The following is an 18170-nucleotide window of genomic DNA, read 5'->3' as shown; positions in this document are numbered from 1 at the left end:
GCTGACGCATTTCTGCCGCGGTAGCCCGGGAAAGCTTGGCTGCCCCCAGGGAGATATTCCGCCTCCGCTCTTCAGTGGCTAACGACTGATGCAGGGGGAAAGCGTCGTGTCGCCAGCCGAACTGAGCATCATCTTCTTTGGCCAGCTGTGCCTGATCGTCGCGGCGGCGCGCGGCGTGGGCTGGCTATGCCGCCGCTTCCTCGGCCAGCCGCAGGTGGTCGGCGAAATGGTGGCGGGCGTGGTGCTCGGGCCCTCGCTGTTCGGACTGCTGCTGCCGCACGTTCAGGCCGCCGTCTTCCCCGCCGAAACCAAGAGCATCCTGTTCGTCGGGGCCCAGCTCGGCGTCGGGCTCTACATGTTCCTGGTCGGCCTCGGCTTCGACCGCTCGCATTTCCGCAGCAACGTGAAGAGCGCGGGCGCGGTGTCGATCTCGGGGATGGCCATGCCGTTTCTGGTCGCGGTGCTGCTGACCCCGTGGTTGATGCGCCGTGAGGGCCTTTTCGCGCCCAACCTCGGCACCTTCCAGGCGACGCTTTTCCTTGGCGCATGCATCGCCATCACCGCATTCCCGATGCTCGCCCGGATCATCCATGAGCGCGGATTGTCGCGCTCTCCGCTCGGCTCGTTGTCGCTGTCGGCCGGCGCGATCGACGATGCCGCGGCGTGGATCATGCTTGCGATCGTCCTAGCGACCTTCGGCGGGGACTCGAGCCTTGCGATCAAGGCGATTGCCGGCGCGTTTGGCTTTGCGCTGTTGGTGCTCGGCCCCGGCCGCGCCCTGCTTCGTCCGCTCGGCGCTAGGGCAGAGCGCCAGGGACTGGACCAGGGCCTGCTCGCGATCGTCCTGATGGCCTTCCTCTTCGCCGCCTTCGTTATGGACTGGGCGGGAATGCACGCGGTGTTCGGCGGCTTCCTCCTCGGCATCGCCATGCCGCGAGGCCGTCTCGTGAACGAGTTGAAGGAGAAGCTGGAGCCGATCACCGTCGTTCTGCTGCTGCCGATGTTCTTCACCTACAGCGGCCTCAACACCAAGCTAGATCTGCTTGCCAGCCCGGCGCTGATCGGGGTGACGATCGTGCTTCTGACCGCCTCGATCCTAGCCAAGTTCGGCGCCTGCTGGGCGGCGGCACGGCTGACGGGTCAGGACAACGACACCGCGCTCGGCATCGGCGCACTGATGAACGCGCGTGGGTTGATGGAACTGATCATCCTCAACATCGGCCTTCAGAAAGGCGTGATTGGGGTCGAGTTTTTCTCGATCATGGTGCTGATGGCGGTGATCACAACGCTCATGGCCTCGCCCCTGTTCGAGGCAGTCTATGGTCGCAAGGCTCGCGCGCGGGGCGAGCTGGGTGCACTACCGGGCTAAGCTCGCCGCGCGTCGTGCCGCCTCGCCGATGGCGGCAAGGCTCATGCCTTTCTTCACCATCCAGCTGCCGCCGATACAGCTGACTGCCGGCTCGGCGAGATAGTCGGGCGCGGAGGCTTCGGTTATTCCGCCCGTCGGACAGAAGCGCACATTTCCGAACGGAGCGGCCAGCGAGCGGATCGCCGGGAGCCCGCCAGAAGACTCGGCAGGGAAGAATTTGAAGCGGTTCAGCCCGTGCTCCAGCCCGCGCATGATGTCGCCGGCGGTAGCGACCCCGGGAAGATAGGCGAGGCTGGTCGCCACCGCCGCGCGGGTAAGCGCTTCGGTCAGCCCCGGGGCGACGATGAAGCGCGCCCCTGCTTCCCTCGCTTCGAACAATTGCCATTCGTTGAGGACCGTGCCCGCGCCGACGATCGCGCCGGGCACGCGCGACATCGCCCTGATCGCGTCGAGCGCCTGCGACGTACGAAGCGTCACCTCCAGCACCGGTAACCCCGCTTCCACCAGCGTTTCGGCGAGCGCGACCGGATCATGCTCTCCGTCTAGGACCAGGACGGGGATCACCGGCGCAGCCTGCATCACGTCTTCGATCGTCATGCAAACTTCCTAGCAAAAGCCGCCGCCGCGCCGAACAGGCCCGGTTGCGGATGGGTGATGAGCTTGACGGGCAACGCGTCCATGCGCCGCTCGAAGCGTCCTTTTGCAATGAAGCGATCCCGGAAACCAGAGCGTGGTAGATGATCCTTGAGACGATATCCAAGCCCGCCGCCAATCGCTACGGCCGCCGCGCCCTGCGCCAAGGCGAGATCGCCCGCGACCGCGCCCAGCGTCAGGCAGAAGCGGTCGAGCGCGGCAGCGGCAAGACTGTCGCTCCCGGCCATCGCAGCCGTCCACAATTCTTTCTCGTCGTGAATCGTCGCTGGCCGTCCTTCGATACTTGCGAGCGCCTCATAGAGGTTCATCAACCCGCGTCCGGACAGGATCCGTTCAACCGACACGCGGCGAAAGCTCTTGCGCAGTTCGGCAAGGATGCGGTCCTCCAGCGCGTCGAGCGGAGCGAAGTCGACGTGCCCGCCCTCGGTTTCGATGACCTGCGCACCATTCGTGCCAAGCAGCAGCCCGGCCACGCCAAGCCCGGTGCCGGGACCAAGGATGGTGACCATTCCCTCCGCCGGGAGCGGTTCGTCAGGGCCGCACAGATGGGTATAAGCGCTGCCGTCGAACGCGGCGACGGCGGAGGCCACGGCACCGAAGTCGTTGACGACGATATAGTCGGTGACGCCAAGCTTTTCCGGGATCAGGGCAGGGCGGATCACCCACGGATTGTTGGTGAGCTTCAACAGCTCGCCGCCCACCGGGCCCGCAAAGCTGATAGCAAGCGCAGGCGGCAGCGGCTCCGCGCTGAGGCGAGCGAATTCCTCCCAGGCGAGCTGGAAGCTGCCATGGTCGGCAGTGCGCAGGGTCACCGGCTCGTCCAGTGCGACCACCTTGCCGCCGTCGATGGTGGCAAGCGCGAAGCGGGCGTGCGTGCCGCCGATGTCGGCGCTGACGATCCGGCGGCTCATGCTTCTTCGGTCTCCATCGCGTGAAGCATGGCGGAAGCGCCGCGCTCGGCATCGTCGGCGGTGCCGCGCATCAGCGCGAACAGTTCGCGCCCCGTGCCGATCGGCGGCGGTGGCGGCGAGACGGGCTCACGCGCGTCAAGGTTGACGCTCATCACCTCCAGCAGCCCCTCGTTGGCACAGACCCGCACCATGTCACCGTCCCGCAACCGGCTGAGCGGTCCGCCGCCCAGGGCTTCTGGCGATACGTGGATGGCCGCCGGCACCTTGCCGCTGGCGCCGCTCATCCGGCCGTCGGTCACGAGCGCGACGCGGAAACCCCGGTCCTGCAGGACGCCAAGCGGCGGTGTCAGCTTGTGCAATTCGGGCATGCCGTTGGCGCGTGGACCTTGGAAGCGGACGACCACCACCACGTCCCGCTCGAGTTCGCCGGCTTGGAACGCCCTCAGCACCTCATTCTGGTCGGAGAAGACGCGCGCAGGCGCCTCGATGGTCCAGCGGTCAGGATCGACCGCACTGGTTTTCAGCGTTGCGCGGCCGAGGTTGCCCTTGACCAGCCGCATGCCGCCATCGGGCAGGAAAGGCTGGGCGACCGGCCGAAGCATGGTGTCGTTGCGGCTTTCCTTCACCTCGCGCCAGACCAGGCTGTCGCCTTCCATCTCGGGGTGCGCGGACCATTCACTGAAGTCGTCCGCGCCCGCCGCCAGGATGTCGGTGTGCAGCAAACCCGCGGCGCCAAGCTCGCGCGCGACGAAGGCGATGCCGCCCGCATAGTGGAAGTCGTTCACGTCGCCCGATCCGTTGGGATAGACGCGCGCAAGCAGCGGCACCGCGGCGGAGAGGTCGTCGAAATCCTGCCAATCGATTTGGATGCCCGCCGCCCGCGCGATCGCCGGCAGGTGGATCGCGTGATTGGTCGACCCGCCGGTCGCCATCAGCCCGATCATCGCATTGACGATCGCACGCTCGTCGACGCACGCCGCCAACGGTCGCTCCTTTGCGCTGGCAAGCTCGACCACCCGGTGCACCGCAGCGCGGGTTAGCGCCTGGCGCAGGCCGGTGCCGGGCTGGACGAAAGCGCTGTTGGGGATGTGGAGGCCCATTAGTTCCATCATCATCTGATTGGAATTGGCGGTGCCGTAGAAGGTGCAGGTGCCGGGCGAGTGATAGCTGGCGCTCTCGGACGCCAGCAGTTCGTCGCGGCCGACCTTCCCCTCGGCATAGAGTTGGCGGATTCGCTGCTTTTCCTTGTTCGGCAGGCCAGAGGGCATCGGCCCGCCAGGCACCAGAAGCATCGGCAGATGGCCGAAGCGAAGCGCGCCGATCAGCAGTCCCGGCACGATCTTGTCGCAGATGCCGAGCAACGCCGCGCCATCGAACATCCCGTGGCTGAGCGCGACCGCGGTGCTCATGGCAATCACGTCGCGGCTGAAGAGCGACAGGTCCATCCCGTCCTGTCCCTGCGTAACGCCATCACACATCGCCGGTACGCCGCCAGCGACCTGCGCGGTCGCACCGACTTCGCGGGCAAAGATCTTCATCTGCTCAGGAAAGCGCGCGTAGGGCTGATGCGCCGACAGCATGTCGTTGTAGGCGGTGACGATGCCGATATTCGGGCCGGCGATGGTGCGGATACTGTCCTTGTCGCCCTCCGCTGCAGCGAAACCGTGAGCGAAATTGCCGCAACTCATTCGCCCGCGCGATATACCGCGCTCGGCCTGCTGCGCCATCAGGTCGAGGTAGCGCTTCCGCCCCGGCTTCGACCGCTCGATGATCCGGTCGGTCACCGCCGCGATGCGCGGATCAAGCCTAGTCATTCCAGCTTCTCCCGTCGCGCTCGATCAGCGCGATGGCCGCTGAGGGACCCCAATTACCGGCAGCATAGGGCCGGGGAGTGGCCCCCGCCTGCTCCCAGGCAGCACGGATCTGATCGACCCACTGCCACTGCGCTTCCACCTCGTCGCGGCGCACGAACAAGGTGGGATCGCCTTCGATGAGGTCAAGCAGCAGCCGCTCGTAGGCGATCCGCCGGCGCACGTCGGCGAACGCGTCGGCCTTTTCGATGTCGAGCTCAACCTCGCGCAGGCGGATTCCGCCACGGTCGAGGCCTGGCTGTTTGGCCATCAGCTCCAGCGTGATGTTCTCCTCGGGCTGGATGGCGATGATCAGCCGGTTGGGCGCCGCTTTGGCCCCGCCCGATGCGAACATCGAATGAGGCAATGCTCGAAACTGGATCGCGATCTCGGTCCGCCGCTGGGGCAGGCGCTTGCCGGTGCGAAGATAGAAGGGGACGCCCGCCCACCGCCAGTTGTCGACATGGGCCTTCAGCGCGACAAAGGTCTCGATGCCACTCGGCTTGCCCAATTCTTCGGCGTAGGCCGGGACCGGCTTACCGCCGACCGCGCCAGCGGTGAACTGCCCGATCACGCTGTCCTCTGCCCGCATCGGGCGAAGCGAGCGAAGCACCTTGACCTTTTCGTCGCGCACCGCGGTCGCGTCGAAGCTCGCGGGCGGCTCCATCGCAACCAGCGCAAGAAGCTGGAGCATGTGGTTCTGCACCATGTCGCGCAGCGCGCCTGCGCCGTCATAATAATCCGCCCGGCCTTCGAGCCCGACCGTCTCGGCGACGGTGATCTGGACATGGTCGATATGGGCGCTGCTCCACACCGGCTCGAACAGCAGGTTGGCAAAGCGCAGCGCGAGGAGATTCTGCACCGTCTCCTTGCCGAGGTAATGATCGATCCGGAACGTCCGCTCTTCGGGGAAAGCCTTGGCGACCGCGTCGTTGATCGCGCAGCTTGATGCAAGGTCGGAACCGAGCGGCTTTTCGAGCGCCAGGCGAACGTGCGGCCCAGCAAGACCGACGGCTTCCAGATTATCGATGGTCGGCTTGAACAGCGACGGCGCGGTCGAAAGGAAGATTGCGATCTCGCCGCCGCCCTGCACCGCGTCGGCCAGTCGCTGATATCCCGCCGCGTCGGTCGCATCGAGCGTGACGTAGCTCACCCGCTCGAGGAACGTCGCTGCGCTTCCGGTCTCGTAAAAGGCTTCTGGAACGTGAGCCCCCAGCGCCTCCCGCGCGTGGTCGCGGAAGCTCGCATCGTCATGCGCCGAACGCGAGGTGGCGACGATCTTCAACGCTTCGGGAAGCAGCCCGTCCCGGTGCAAACCGTAAAGCGAAGGAAGCAGCATCCGCGCGGCGAGATCGCCCGTCGCGCCGAACAGGATCAGCGTCGTCGCCTTGGTCGGCTTGTCGGACCCGCCGGGCATTAGCGCTTCCAGTCCGCGAGCAACCAGCCCAGCACTTCCGGAAGGCGGGCGGCCCAGGCGTTTTCTTCATGCGCCGCACCCTTGTAGACACAGCTCTCGAAATCCTTGCCGCGCACCCAGCCGGCGTCAGCCACGCCCTGGTCCAGCACCGCCTGATACGGATCGTAGAAGGCGTCCAGCGTCGCGGTGCCGTGGTCCATCCACAGCTTGCGGCCTTGCGGCGCGCCAAGGCGGGTCGACAGATAGCGCTTCCAGTTGGCCTTGACCCCGGCGGCCATCATCGGCTGCTTCTGCAGCAGCTCGGGGTCGATCAGCGGGGAATGGGTCGAGACCGCCGCTGCCTTGCCGAAGACGTCGGCGCGCTCGGTTAGCGCATACAGGCTGATCAGCCCGCCCATGCTGCTTCCCGCGACCGCGGTGTATCGAGGCTGCGGACGGGTACGATAGCGCGCGTCGATGACAGGCTTCAGCGTGTCACCGAGAAACGACAGATATTCATCGCCACCAAGCTTGCCCTTGGCAAAAGCCTCGGTGCCCTGCCGCAGCGGAGCGCTTGCGACCCGGGTCGGGAAATAGCGCAGGAAGCGAGAGGGACCGGGATGATCGACCGCGACGATCATGAACGGTGCGACCTTGCGGGCGTTAATGAGGCCCAGCGCCGCCTTGTCGGCCGCCCAGACCTTGTTGAAGTTCGATCGCTTGGGGAAGAAGGTGTTCTGCCCGTCATGCATGTAGAGCACCGGGTAACGCCGCCTCGTCTCCTTGTCATAGCCGGGCGGAAGCCAGACGGTGACATGGACCTGCCCGATATCGGCAGGCTGCTCGAATTCAACGAAGCGGCCCTGCGCGGTGGCGGGGGTAGCGAGGGCAGCGAACAGGGCGGCAAGCGCGAGAAGGATGCGTGTCATCGCCCCAGTCTTACGAAACGGATCGCAAACCCGCCACCCGGCGCCATGCGAAGTTTCATGGCATCGGCGGCGGTGACGGTGCGCTTCTCGATCGCGATGGCGCGCGGGTTCGTGCGGAAGTCGGCGCCATCGCCGTCGCGGTAGATTTCAGCCCGGTAGCGGGTGCCCGCGTCGAGAAAGCTTAGCGGAAGATCGATGTCGCGGCCTTCCTCGTCGGTGATCCCGCCCATGAACCAGGTCGGCTTGCCGCGCTCCTTGCGCGCGAAGACGGCATAGTCGCCGACCTCGCCTGCCAGCATGCGCGTATCGTCCCAGTCGACCGCCACGTCCTTGATGAACTGGAAGGGACCGGGATTCGCCTCGTAATTCTCGGGCAGGTCCGCAGCCATCTGGATGGGCGAGGCGATCGTCACATAATAAGCCAGCTGCCGCGCCAGGGTCGACGGGATCGGCGTATTGCCGCGTCCCATCAGGCTGAGGATGCCGGGAGTGAAGTCCATCGGTCCGCCGAGCATCCGGGTGAATACCAGTTCGGTGTCATAGTGCGGCGGGTTCTTGGGAACGCCCCAGGCGTTATATTCCATGCCGCGCTGGCCTTCGCGGCTGACCCAGTTGGGATAGGTGCGGCGAAGGCCGGTGTCCTTGATCGGCTCGTGCGGGTTGATCGCGATGTGGCGCCTGGCGGCCTCTTCCACCACTTTCAGGTGATGGCGGCTCATGATCTGGCCCTCGTGCCATTCGAAGGTCTTGCGACCGTTGCCGTCCACCGCCTGCACGCCGCCAGCATCTGACACGTAGCCGGTCTTGATCGCCTCCATCCCATGGTTGCGCGCAAAGTCGAGCGCGGGGCCGAGCTGCCGCTCATAATTGGCGATGTTGGCGCTGGTCTCGTGGTGACCGATAAGGTGCACGCCCTTCCTGCGTCCATAATCGGAGAGGAACTTGATGTCATAATCGGGATAGGGCTTGCTGAAATTGAAGTCGTCGCCGGTCGCGAACCAGTCGCCGTCCCAGCCGACGTTCCATCCTTCGACCAGGACTCCGCGGAAGCCGTTCTTCGCGGCGAAGTCGATCATTTTCTTGGTGTAGGCGGTCGTCGCTCCATGCTTCGGCCCCGAAGCCCAGCTTTGCGTGTCGAGGTGCATCCCCCACCACACGCCGACATACTTTTGCGGCCTTACCCAGCTGACGTCGCCAAGCTTGTTGGGCGCGTTCAGGTTCAGGAACACGGTATTCGCGTAATACAGCGACGGCGCATCCGGGGTGATCAAAATCACCCGCCACGGCGTTTCGAACGGCGTGTCGCGAACGACCTTGGAGCCGCTCGACGAAGGCGTCAGAACCGCCTTCATCAGCCCGTCCTGTACTCGCGCAACGTTCATGCCCGAATAGTCGACCAGCGCGGCTTCATGGATGGCAAGGTGGATGCCGTCGTTGCGCCGCATGGTAAAGGGCGTCTGCGCGGTGCCTATGCCGCTGATCGGGGTATCGTTGTAGAGATATTCCTCGCGGTTGCTTTCGAACGCGGGTGCCCACCAGGCACGGCCGTTGCCCAGCACGTTGAACTGGGTCAGCTCCTCGGCGATGTTGGCGGTCTTGAGATTGGCCTGCTCGGGCAATTCATAGCGGAACGACACCGCATCATCGAACAACCGGAAGCGCACGCGCATGGTGCGGCGAAGCTTGTCGCTTTCCTGAAAGGTCAGCGCGATCTCATTGTGGCGGTCGCGTACCTTGCGCCACTCGCCCCAGGGCTGTTCCCACGTTTCGTCGGTCGATGCCTTGGTCTCGCCCTTCAGCTGCATGTTGCGCAGCATCTGGGGTGCATCGCTGAAGAGGAAGCCGAGATGGCTTTCACCGATCACCGGCGTCGATCCGCGCGAGACCGCATAACCGACCCGGCCGTCCCCGCTGGTCGTGACGGTCAGGGTCAGGGTGCCCGACGGCGAGGATGCGGTGGCGACCGTGGTCTGCGCGAGCACTGGCGCCGAAAGGGTAAGGGCCGCAAGGCCAAGAAGGAAGCGCGTCAAATCGTCAATTCCTCGATCAAGGCCGCATAGGGCTTGAGTTCACTTCCGACCCGCTCGCCGGTGGAAAAGGTCGTCCGGCCTGCAGGCACGTAAGTCACCGGTCGTGCCGACAGGTTGAAGGTGCAGCGCAGCCGCTCGCCGCCACGCCGCCGCCGCTCAAACACCAGCTTCTGGTCGCCGGCTTCGATGATTTCGAGCGAGCCCCAGCGGAGCGCCGGATGGGCATTGCGAAGAGCGATGACGTCGCGCGTATGATGCAGCATCGAATGCCTGTCCGCAGCCTGCGTATCGACGCTCAAGGCCGCATGGTCGGCCCCGAACGGCAGCCAGGGGCGACCGCTGGTGAAGCCATATCCGGGCTCGCGGGCGCGCCACGGCATGGGCGTCCGAACGCCGTCGCGGCTCAAGGTCTGCGGCCAGTTGGCAATCGCTTCGGGATCCTGCAGCAATTCGAAGGGCACCTCTACCTGCGTCAGGCCAAGCTCTTCGCCCTGGTAAAGAATGATCGATCCGCGCAGCGCCGCGAGCAGGAGCATCTTGGTCCGCGCGAATTGCGCCGCATGTTCAGGTGCTACCCAGCGTGACAGCGCGCGCGGAGCATCATGGTTCTCGAACGCCCAGCTCGGCCAGCCCATATCGGGACGGTCAGGCCAGCGGCCGGCACTCTCGGCCACCAGCGCGGGGGTCAGCTGATCGGCATAGAGGAAATCGAAGCCGTAGGCGCTGTGGAGACGGCCGGGCGCGGTATAGTCCGCCATTTCCTCGCGCGCCTGTTCGCCGCCCACCTCGGCAAGCGCGAAGGCCGCGCCATGGCTGTCGCACAGGGCCCGCAAACGTTCGAGGAAGTCGAGGATTTCGGGCTGCGACTGGTTGTGAAAATGATGCTGGAAATCGAACGGGCGCGTCCGCTGCGTCGGGCTGGCGACGGGCGGATTATCCGTCAGCTTGCGATCGTGCATCATGAAGTTGACGGCATCGAAGCGGAAGCCGTCGACGCCGCGCTCCAGCCAGAAACGCACGATGTCGAGCAGCGCCTGCTGCACGCCGGGCGAATGGCCGTTGAGCTGCGGCTGCTCCTTCAGGAAGTTGTGATGATAATATTGCTCGCGCCGCGCGTCCCAGGTCCAGCTTGGGCCGCCGAAGACCGACTGCCAGTTGTTGGGCGGCGAACCATCGGCCTTGGGATCGGCCCAGACGTACCAATCCGCCTTGTCGTTGGCGGCGCTGCTGCGGCTTTCGACGAACCATGGATGCTGATCGCTGGTATGCGCGAAGACCAGGTCGATCAGGACCTTCAGCCCAAGCCCATGCGCCCGCGCCACCAGTGCGTCGAAGTCTGCCAGCGTGCCAAAGGACGGATCGACATTGCGGTAGTCCGCAACGTCATAGCCGAAGTCCCGCATCGGTGAGGTGAAGAAGGGCGACACCCACACTGCATCGACACCCAGGTCCGCAACGTGATCCAGCCTGGCGGTAATACCCCTCAGGTCGCCAATCCCATCCCCATCGCTGTCGCAGAAACTACGCGGATAGATCTGGTAGATGGACGCGCCGCGCCACCAGGGTTCGACGGCCGTCGCCACGCGCTCGAGCGGCTCAGCGTGAGGCGCGGCAGATGACATGGCCGAAGGCGGGCAAAGTGACGCGGACAGTCCCCGGGGCAACCGGGGCGGCGGGGCAGGGGCCTGACAGCGATGCAAGGCCCGTGATGTTGGTCGGAACGGCAATGTTGCGCGTGATCGGCTCGGCCGAGGTGTTGATCGCGATCACCACCTGCTCGCTCTCGCTCGTGCGGGAAAAGGCCAGCAGGCCCGGCTTGTCCTCGGTCGCCAGCAGCGCCGTGTCACCGCGCCGCAATGCTTCACTGCCCCGGCGGATCGCCGACAGTTCCGCGACCAACTTGTAGAGCGGATGCTGCGGATTAAAGTTTTCGGTCGCGGTGGTGCGGTCGCTGCCAAGCAGCACATTGTCATTGTACGACGCGACCTTCGACGCAAACAGCGTCTCGCGCGCATCCTGGTCGCCGCCATCGCTCACGAACCCCTGCTCGTCGCCGTAATAAACGGTCGGAACGCCGCGCCAGGTGAACAGCAGGACGTGGCCCAGCATCACTCGCTGCAGGAGTTCCTGCGGGGTTGCCTTGAGATTGTCGCGCTTGACGAACCCGGCGAAGCGGCCCGCGTCATGATTGCCGAGGAAGGTCGGCAGTTGCTTCGCCGTCGCTTCGCCGTTGGCATAAAGAACGTCCTGCAGCTGCAGGTTGCGGAACAGCTCGGTCGGAGCCTTGCCGGCAATCGTCTTCTGCGCAGTAGCAAAGAAGGCGAAATCCAGCACCGCCGGCAGCCGGTCGCGCTTGGTGTAATGCGCCAGCCGCCCCGCTTCGCCGCTGTCGTCATAGACTTCGCCAAAGATGTGGAAGTTCGCGATACCCCTCGCCTTTGCGCGCTCCATCATCGCCGGTGCGAACGCCTGCCAGAATTCCGTATTGACGTGCCGCGCGGTGTCGATGCGGAAGCCGTCGATTCCGAACCGGTCGATCCAGCTGCCGAACACGTCGATGAAGCCGGCGACGACTTTTGGATGCTCGGTCATGAGATCGTCAAGGCCGACGAAATCACCCTTGGTGGTGCTTTCCCCGCTGAAGGTCGAATCGCCACGATTGTGGTAAAGCATCGGATCGTTCAGCCAGGCCGGCACCTTCACGTTCAATTCGGACTTGGGCGTGCTAATCGTGTAGGCGTAATTGGGGTCGGTCAGCCTGGCGAAATTCTCCGCGGTCTGCACCCCGTCACCGGCAAAGCCGGGATTGATCGGAGCGCCGCTCGGACCGCCGCGGCGCTGATAGGGATAATCGGCGACCGACCGGTACGGACACGCCTTGGCCGCCTCGCACTCGGCGAACTTGATGACGTCCGCGGTGTGGTTGGCGATGATGTCCATGTAGACCTTCATGCCACGCGCATGCGCCGCGTCGACGAACGCCTTGAAATCCGCATTCTCGCCAAAGTGCGGATCGACACGGGTGAAGTCGGTCACCCAATAACCGTGATAGCCCGAGCTTTCCTGGCCCTTGGGTCCCTGCACCGGCTTGTTCTTGAAGATCGGCGCGAACCAGATAGCGGTGACGCCCATGTTCTGCAGATAATCGAGCCGCTTGATCAGCCCCTTGAGGTCGCCGCCATTGTAGAAGCCCTTGCTCGACGGATCGAAGCCCGTCGCCAGCCGGTCGCCTTTAAGGCCCCCGCGGTCGTTCCTGGAATCGCCATTCTCGAAGCGGTCGGGCAGCAGGAAGTAGATGACCTCGTCTTGCGGCAACCGGCTGCGAAAGTCGGCTGCCGGGACGGTCGCTTGAGCCAGCGCCGACGCGGCGGCAAGTGTCGATAGGATCATGGGTTTTACGAGGCCTGCTTCATCATGGTCTTCATCGGCGCGAAATGGGCAACAAACTGGCCGTGGTCGGGCATTCGCGCGGCCTCCTGGATGTAGGCGCCCTCGGTCAGGTCGAAGAATTCGGCAAGCCGCGCTTCCTCGACCTGATTGGCCAGCGGATGCCAGCGTTCGGGCATTATGTTCTGGCCGATCAGCACCTGCACCCAGCCGCGCTGGTCGAACAGTTCATCAAGGCTTGGCGCGACGTTACCGGTGGCGCGGAACAGCTCGATCCGGTGCTGCAGGCTGTCCGGCAGCTGCATCGCGCGGACCATGTCCCAGAACGGCTCCCCGACCCGCTGGTTGGCATGATAGTGAAGAATGACGAAGTCTCGGATGGACTCGATTTCGCGGTCGAAGCGTGCGTTGAAATCGTCGCGCGCACGGTCGCTCACCGGCCCGCCCGGAAGCAGCTCCAGCAGGCGGTTGATGCCGGTCTGGATCAAGTGGATGCTGGTCGATTCCAGCGGCTCGATGAACCCCGACGACAGGCCGATCGCGACGACGTTGCGGACAAACGCCTTACGCCGCTTGCCGGTGGTGAAGCGAAGGGTGCGGGGTTCGGCGGCCGGCTTGCCGTCGAGGTTGCGCAAAAGCTCCGAGGCGGCCTCATCCTCACTGAGGAATTCAGACGAAAAGACGCGCCCGTTGCCGATCCGGTGCTGCAACGGAATGCGCCACTGCCAGCCGACCTTGCGTGCGGTCGCCATCGTGTAGGGCGTGACCGGCTGGACCGAACTGCACGGCACCGCGACCGCGCGATCGCACGGAAGCCAGTGCGTCCAGTCCTCATAGCCTGCCTGCAGCTCCTGCTCGATCAGCAGGCCGCGAAAACCCGAGCAGTCGACGAACAGGTTGCCTGCGACCCGCGTGCCGTCCGCGAGCAGCACCGCGGCGATGTCGCCGCTCTCGCCATGCCGCTCGACACCGGTGATCCGGCCTTCCAGCCGCACCACGCCGCGCTCTTCGGCATAGGAGCGGAGGAAGCGGGCATAGAGCGACGCGTCGAAATGGAAGGCATAGGGCAGGGGCGGCAGCGGATTGCCATCGGCCCGCGTCACATGCGCGAAGCGATTGCCCGCCAGCACCACCGTGTTGAAGAGGTAATGCCCGAACGGCTTGGCATAGCCGAGCGCGCGGCCACGCAGCCAGTAATGGTGGAAGGGCAACAGGCCGATGCCGCGGCCGACCTGCCCGAAGGCATGGACATAGCCCTCGTCCGGCTTGCCCCAGCCCTGGAAGGCGATGCCAAGCTTGTAGGTGCCGCCCGTCGCCGCGACGAATTCGGCTTCGTCGATCTCCAGCGCCTGGTTGAACTGCTGGATCGCCGGGATGGTCGCTTCGCCAACGCCGACCGTCCCGATCTCGTCGGACTCGACCAGTGTGACCTTGCCGCCCGGCAGGCAAAAACGGGCAAGCGCGGCCGCGGTCATCCAGCCGGCTGTTCCGCCGCCGACAACCACGATGTGCGGCAAGCGCACGTCCATCAGCTTAGTCCTTTCGCTCGTATGCCGGCGCCGCCCCGAGCGACGCCGGCCACGAAGAGCTTAGAACCGGTAGTTGAAACCGGCCAGGAAGCGACGACCGTAACGCTGGTAGTCGATCACCTGGTTGTCCGCATTCGGGTTTACCGTCGCGAACGGCTCGTTGGTGAGGTTCTGGCCCTGGAGGAACAGGGACAGCCCGCTCAGCGTACCGGTCTGCCCGAAGTCATAGCCGACCTGGCCGTCGATGATCGTCTCCGGACGGGCGCGACGGTTGAAGCGCTCGCCGCCGAAGCCGGTGACTTCGCCGATGAAGCTCGAGCGGTGGCGGGCGCTTGCGCGCAGGCTGAACCCGTTATTCTCATAATAGGCCGTGCCGTTCGCGACCCACCGGCTGTAGCCCGGAAGATCCGTCGCCGGAGCACCCGGCGCCGGCGAAACCTTGGTCTTGGTGTAGCTGACGCTGCCCGTCACGCCGAAGCCCTGGAGCACCGACACGAAGGTGTCGAACGGCAGGGTGCCGGCGGCCTCGATGCCGTACAGCTTGCCGCCCTTGCCGTTGATCGGCTGGTTCACGCGTCCGAACGGATTGATGATGATCGGCAGGTTGTTGTTGTCGGTGCCCGGGTTCGCAAAGGTGAAGCCGGTGTAATTATACGGGGAATCGAGCTTGTAGATGTAGCTCTGGAGGTCCTTGTAGAAGCCCTGCAGCGCCAAATAGCCCTTGGTCCCGAAATACTTCTCGAACGTCACGTCGACCGCATTGGCGCGGAACGGCCGCAGCGACGGATTGCCGAGGTTGCCGGTGACGGTGCGGCAGACCCGTCCGGTCGGGCAGGTGAACCGCGCGGGATCGCCCGGATCGCTGTTGCTGACGCCGTAGTCGAACGAGTTGCGCAGGTCGACGAGGCGCGGACGGATGATCTCGCGCGCGGCGCCGATGCGGACCACGAAGTCACCCGGCATGCGCAGCGACAGGTTCGCGCTTGGCAGCACGTCCCAATAGGTGTCGCCGTCGGTGTTGCGGGTCGACGTCACGTTCGGCGATCCATTGGCATTGAAGCCGAGGAGGGTCGCGCGGGTGCCGTTGGAACTCTGGTCGGTGTGATTGGCCTGAACACCGATGTTGCCGGTCAGCTCGGACGCGCCAACCATCGACTTGATGTTGACCTGGAGATACGGCGTCCAGACCTTTTCCGAGATGCTGTAGTTCTTGGCGACCACGTCCGGATAGACGTTGCGGACCAGGTTGTAGATGCCGCTGTTGACGAGCTTCAGCGGATCATAGCTGATCAGCGGACCAAGGCCGAGGAAGCCGAGGTCGCTGGTTCCGACCCGCGCATCGACAGGCACGGCAACGCTGGTGGTGCCGTTGGTGTTGGCTTTCAGCCCAAGGAAGTATTCGTCGGGACGCAGGCTCTTGGAGCGGTCGGTGTAGTTGAGGCCGAGCTGAACCGACTTGAGGAAGCTGTCGGTGAACTCCTTCTCGGCCTCGGCGCGACCCTGCCAGATCTCGTCGTTGACGATGCGGTTGTTGTAGTAACCGTCCTGGCTGCCGACGATGCGAAGGCCATTGGCGTCGGTCTGGTTGCCGCCCCAGCCCTGAGGAGAGGTGAGCAGGATCGTGTTGAAGTCACCATAGTTCAGCGTCGGCTTGAACACGGTGCCGTTCTTGCCGCTGGTGAAGCTGATGGTGTCCGACGCGCCCGCCGCCGCGCGGCCGGTGCCCGCATAGGTCTCGACGTTGAGCTCGTTGCGCTTGGTGCGCGAATAGCTGATGTCGCCGGTCAGGTTGAAACCGTTGTCGCCCTCGAAGCGGTTGTTCCAGCCGAACGAATAAAGCTTCGCCTTGCGCTGGAACGCGTCATTGCGGATCACGCCCTTGACGCCGGTGTATCGGCCGCTGGTGACGAGGCCGTCGGCAACGGTGAAGCCCGGCTGCAGCTGCGCCGCCGACCAGAACAGCGGAAGCTCGATGCCGCGCTTGATCTGATCGTCCTTGAAGTCCGAATAGAACGCATCGAGCGTCGAGGTGAAGCGCGGATCCGGGCGGAACTGCAGCGTTCCGTTGAGGCCGAGGCGGGTCAGCTGGGTCGAGGTGATGTACGACTTCGAACCGCCGATCACGACCGGGCCGTTGTTGGTGACGTTGGGATAGCCCCAGGCGTTGAATTCTTCGATCTGGTAGGGCTCGTCCACCCACGACGCGCCGAGCGCGACGCCAAGCGTGCCGGCGTCATTCTGGTCGACGAACAGGCCGTTGATGCGATAGCCCTTGTCGTCAGAGCCCGCATTAAGCTTGCCCAGATCGGCATAGCTGCCGCGCGCGCCGATCGCGATGACCCGCTTCTTGGTGTCGAGCGGACGGATCGTGCGCATATCGACGGTGCCCGACAGGCCCTGGCCGATCACGCTCGCCATCGGCGTCTTGTAGACGTCGACGCGGTTGATGATTTCGGACGGATACTGGTCGAACTCGACAGCGCGGTTGTCGCCGGTCGAGGTCTGCTCACGGCCGTTCAGCAACGTGGTCGAAAAGTCCGGGGCGAACCCGCGGATGGAGATGTTGTTGGAACGCCCCGAGAGACGCTGCGAGGTCAGGCCCGGAAGACGCGCAATCGATTCCGCGATCGACGCGTCGGGCAGCTTGCCGATGTCTTCGGCCGACACCGACTCGACGATCTGCTCGGAGTATTTCTTCTTGTTGATCGCGTTCTCGAGCGCGCGGCGGAAGCCGGTGACGACGATCGCGTCGTCCTGCTCGGGCTTGGCGGCGTCCTGCGCGTTCTCCGCAGTGGAAGCGCCGGTCGCGTCTTGCGCGGCAGCCGGGGTCGCGATCAGCGCGGCGCCCAGCGCCAGCGAGCTCGCCGCCAGCCAAAGGCGGCCATTCATGGTCGAAGCAGTCATTGTCTCGTCACCCTCCTCGGACGTGGCGCACGCCTTTTGGCGGCAGCCATGTCACCGGTTTGAAACCTACCAGCCATTTTCAGGGTGAACAGAATGACAGGAAGCTATACATACGTATTCAGCACGTTACACTGTGGCAGCAATGACGCAGCGGCGCCCAACATCGTTCGATATCGCCGCTTTGGCGGGGGTTTCGCAGCCGACAGTGAGCCGCGCCTTGTCCGGAAATCCGGCGGTCAGTGCCGACACCCGCGCCCGAGTCCTCGCGGCTGCCGAACAGCTTCATTACAAGGTCGACAAGAACGCCTCGGGCCTTCGCCGGCAGCACAGCCGCACGCTCGCCCTGCTGTTTTTCGAGGACCCGACGCCCGACGAAACGCTGATCAATCCGTTCTACCTGTCGATGCTCGGATCGATGGTCCGCGCGTGTGCGTCGCACGGCTATGACCTGCTGATCAGCTTCCAGCAGCTGAGCGACGACTGGCACGTCGATTACGAAGACAGCCGCAAGGCCGACGGCATCATCTTGCTCGGCTACGGCGATTATCTGCAATATCGCCCGCGGCTCGAAGCGCTGGTCCGCCGCGGCACGCATTTCGTCTGCTGGGGCAATCCCAACAACAGCGAATACGGGTTCATGATCGGCTCTGACAACGAGTCCGGTGGCTATCAGGCGACCACTCACCTGATCGAACTCGGCCGGCAACGCATCGCCTTTATCGGGTCGGTAAGCCCCGCTTACCCCGAGTTCCTCGACCGCTACCTCGGCTACAATCGGGCGCACGAAGAGGCCGGGCTTTTGCGCATCGAACGGCTGCGCGTTGACGCCGGTCCGAGCGAGGAAGAAGGACGCGCCGCGATCGCCGAACTCGAGCGGCGCGGGCAGGATTTCGATGCCCTGTTCGCGGTATCGGACCTTGCCGCGATCGGCGCGATGAAGGCGCTTCAGGAACGCGGTCGCAGGATCCCCGAAGACGTGGCGGTGGTCGGCTTCGACGACCTCGCCGCCGCCGGTTACGCCAGCCCACCGCTGACCACGATCGCACAGGATGCGCGCGCTGCGGGGGCGGCCCTCATCGAAGCCCTGATCGAGCAGATCGACGGTCAGGAAAGCGAGCCGCGCCTCCTTCCCGTCACCTTGAAGGTCCGCGGTTCAAGCCAGGTCTGACGCGGGCCGCCGCGCATAGAAGCCGTAGGCGGCGATGATCGCA

12 protein-coding genes are annotated in these 18170 nt (G+C 64.8%); 2 read left to right on the top strand and 10 right to left on the bottom strand.

Annotation, left to right across the window (positions count from 1 at the left end; all coding sequences use genetic code 11):
- The first annotated feature begins 88 nt into the window (after positions 1-88).
- Positions 89-1369, top strand: coding sequence for a cation:proton antiporter (locus tag ABD729_RS00060; protein ID WP_344708111.1), 1281 nt, complete (start codon positions 89-91; stop codon positions 1367-1369).
- Here ABD729_RS00060 and eda read toward each other — a convergent pair.
- Genes eda through ABD729_RS00010 form a run of 10 tightly spaced genes read right to left on the bottom strand, consistent with a single transcriptional unit; the run spans position 1358 to position 16959 of the window.
- Positions 1358-1966 (bottom strand): bifunctional 4-hydroxy-2-oxoglutarate aldolase/2-dehydro-3-deoxy-phosphogluconate aldolase, encoded by a 609-nt coding sequence (eda, locus tag ABD729_RS00055; protein WP_344708110.1) that lies wholly within the window; start codon positions 1964-1966, stop codon positions 1358-1360. The two genes, ABD729_RS00060 and eda, sit on opposite strands and share 12 nt — an antisense overlap.
- On the bottom strand, positions 1963-2934 hold the full coding sequence (locus ABD729_RS00050) for a glucokinase (RefSeq protein WP_344708109.1): 972 nt from the start codon (positions 2932-2934) through the stop codon (positions 1963-1965). The genes eda and ABD729_RS00050 overlap by 4 nt, the downstream gene beginning before the upstream one ends.
- Positions 2931-4748: a phosphogluconate dehydratase gene (gene edd, locus ABD729_RS00045; protein WP_344708108.1), complete on the bottom strand. Its 1818-nt coding sequence runs from the start codon at positions 4746-4748 to the stop codon at positions 2931-2933. The genes ABD729_RS00050 and edd overlap by 4 nt, the downstream gene beginning before the upstream one ends.
- Positions 4741-6201: a glucose-6-phosphate dehydrogenase gene (zwf, locus tag ABD729_RS00040; RefSeq protein WP_344708107.1), complete on the bottom strand. Its 1461-nt coding sequence runs from the start codon at positions 6199-6201 to the stop codon at positions 4741-4743. Before zwf ends, edd begins: the two co-directional genes overlap by 8 nt.
- Positions 6201-7109, bottom strand: coding sequence for an alpha/beta hydrolase (locus tag ABD729_RS00035; RefSeq protein ID WP_344708106.1), 909 nt, complete (start codon positions 7107-7109; stop codon positions 6201-6203). Before ABD729_RS00035 ends, zwf begins: the two co-directional genes overlap by 1 nt.
- Positions 7106-9139 carry a glycoside hydrolase family 97 protein gene (locus ABD729_RS00030; RefSeq protein WP_344708105.1) on the bottom strand — a complete coding sequence of 678 codons (2034 nt, stop codon included), beginning with the start codon at positions 9137-9139 and terminating at the stop codon, positions 7106-7108. The genes ABD729_RS00035 and ABD729_RS00030 overlap by 4 nt, the downstream gene beginning before the upstream one ends.
- Entirely contained in the window at positions 9136-10761 is a 1626-nt protein-coding gene (locus ABD729_RS00025; RefSeq protein ID WP_344708104.1) for an alpha-amylase family glycosyl hydrolase, read from the bottom strand. Before ABD729_RS00025 ends, ABD729_RS00030 begins: the two co-directional genes overlap by 4 nt.
- On the bottom strand, positions 10736-12529 hold the full coding sequence (locus ABD729_RS00020) for an alpha-amylase family glycosyl hydrolase (RefSeq protein ID WP_344708103.1): 1794 nt from the start codon (positions 12527-12529) through the stop codon (positions 10736-10738). The genes ABD729_RS00025 and ABD729_RS00020 overlap by 26 nt, the downstream gene beginning before the upstream one ends.
- Positions 12530-12534: 5 nt before the next feature.
- The gene (locus tag ABD729_RS00015) at positions 12535-14055 is read right to left on the bottom strand and encodes a tryptophan halogenase family protein (RefSeq protein WP_344708102.1); all 1521 of its coding nucleotides are present in this window, start codon (positions 14053-14055) and stop codon (positions 12535-12537) included.
- Positions 14056-14115: 60 nt separating this feature from the next.
- Positions 14116-16959 carry a TonB-dependent receptor gene (locus tag ABD729_RS00010; protein ID WP_344708101.1) on the bottom strand — a complete coding sequence of 948 codons (2844 nt, stop codon included), beginning with the start codon at positions 16957-16959 and terminating at the stop codon, positions 14116-14118.
- A gap of 142 nt (positions 16960-17101) precedes the next feature.
- On the opposite strand from ABD729_RS00010, the gene ABD729_RS00005 reads away from it, so the two are divergent.
- Positions 17102-18127 carry a LacI family DNA-binding transcriptional regulator gene (locus ABD729_RS00005; RefSeq protein WP_344708100.1) on the top strand — a complete coding sequence of 342 codons (1026 nt, stop codon included), beginning with the start codon at positions 17102-17104 and terminating at the stop codon, positions 18125-18127.
- Positions 18128-18170 lie beyond the last annotated feature (43 nt).

The sequence above is a fragment of the Sphingomonas humi genome, from assembly GCF_039536725.1.
GTDB classification, from domain to species: Bacteria; Pseudomonadota; Alphaproteobacteria; order Sphingomonadales; family Sphingomonadaceae; genus Sphingomicrobium; species Sphingomicrobium humi.
The sequence above is the reverse complement of the archived record's forward strand: the minus strand, read 5'-3'. Positions and strand labels throughout refer to the sequence as shown.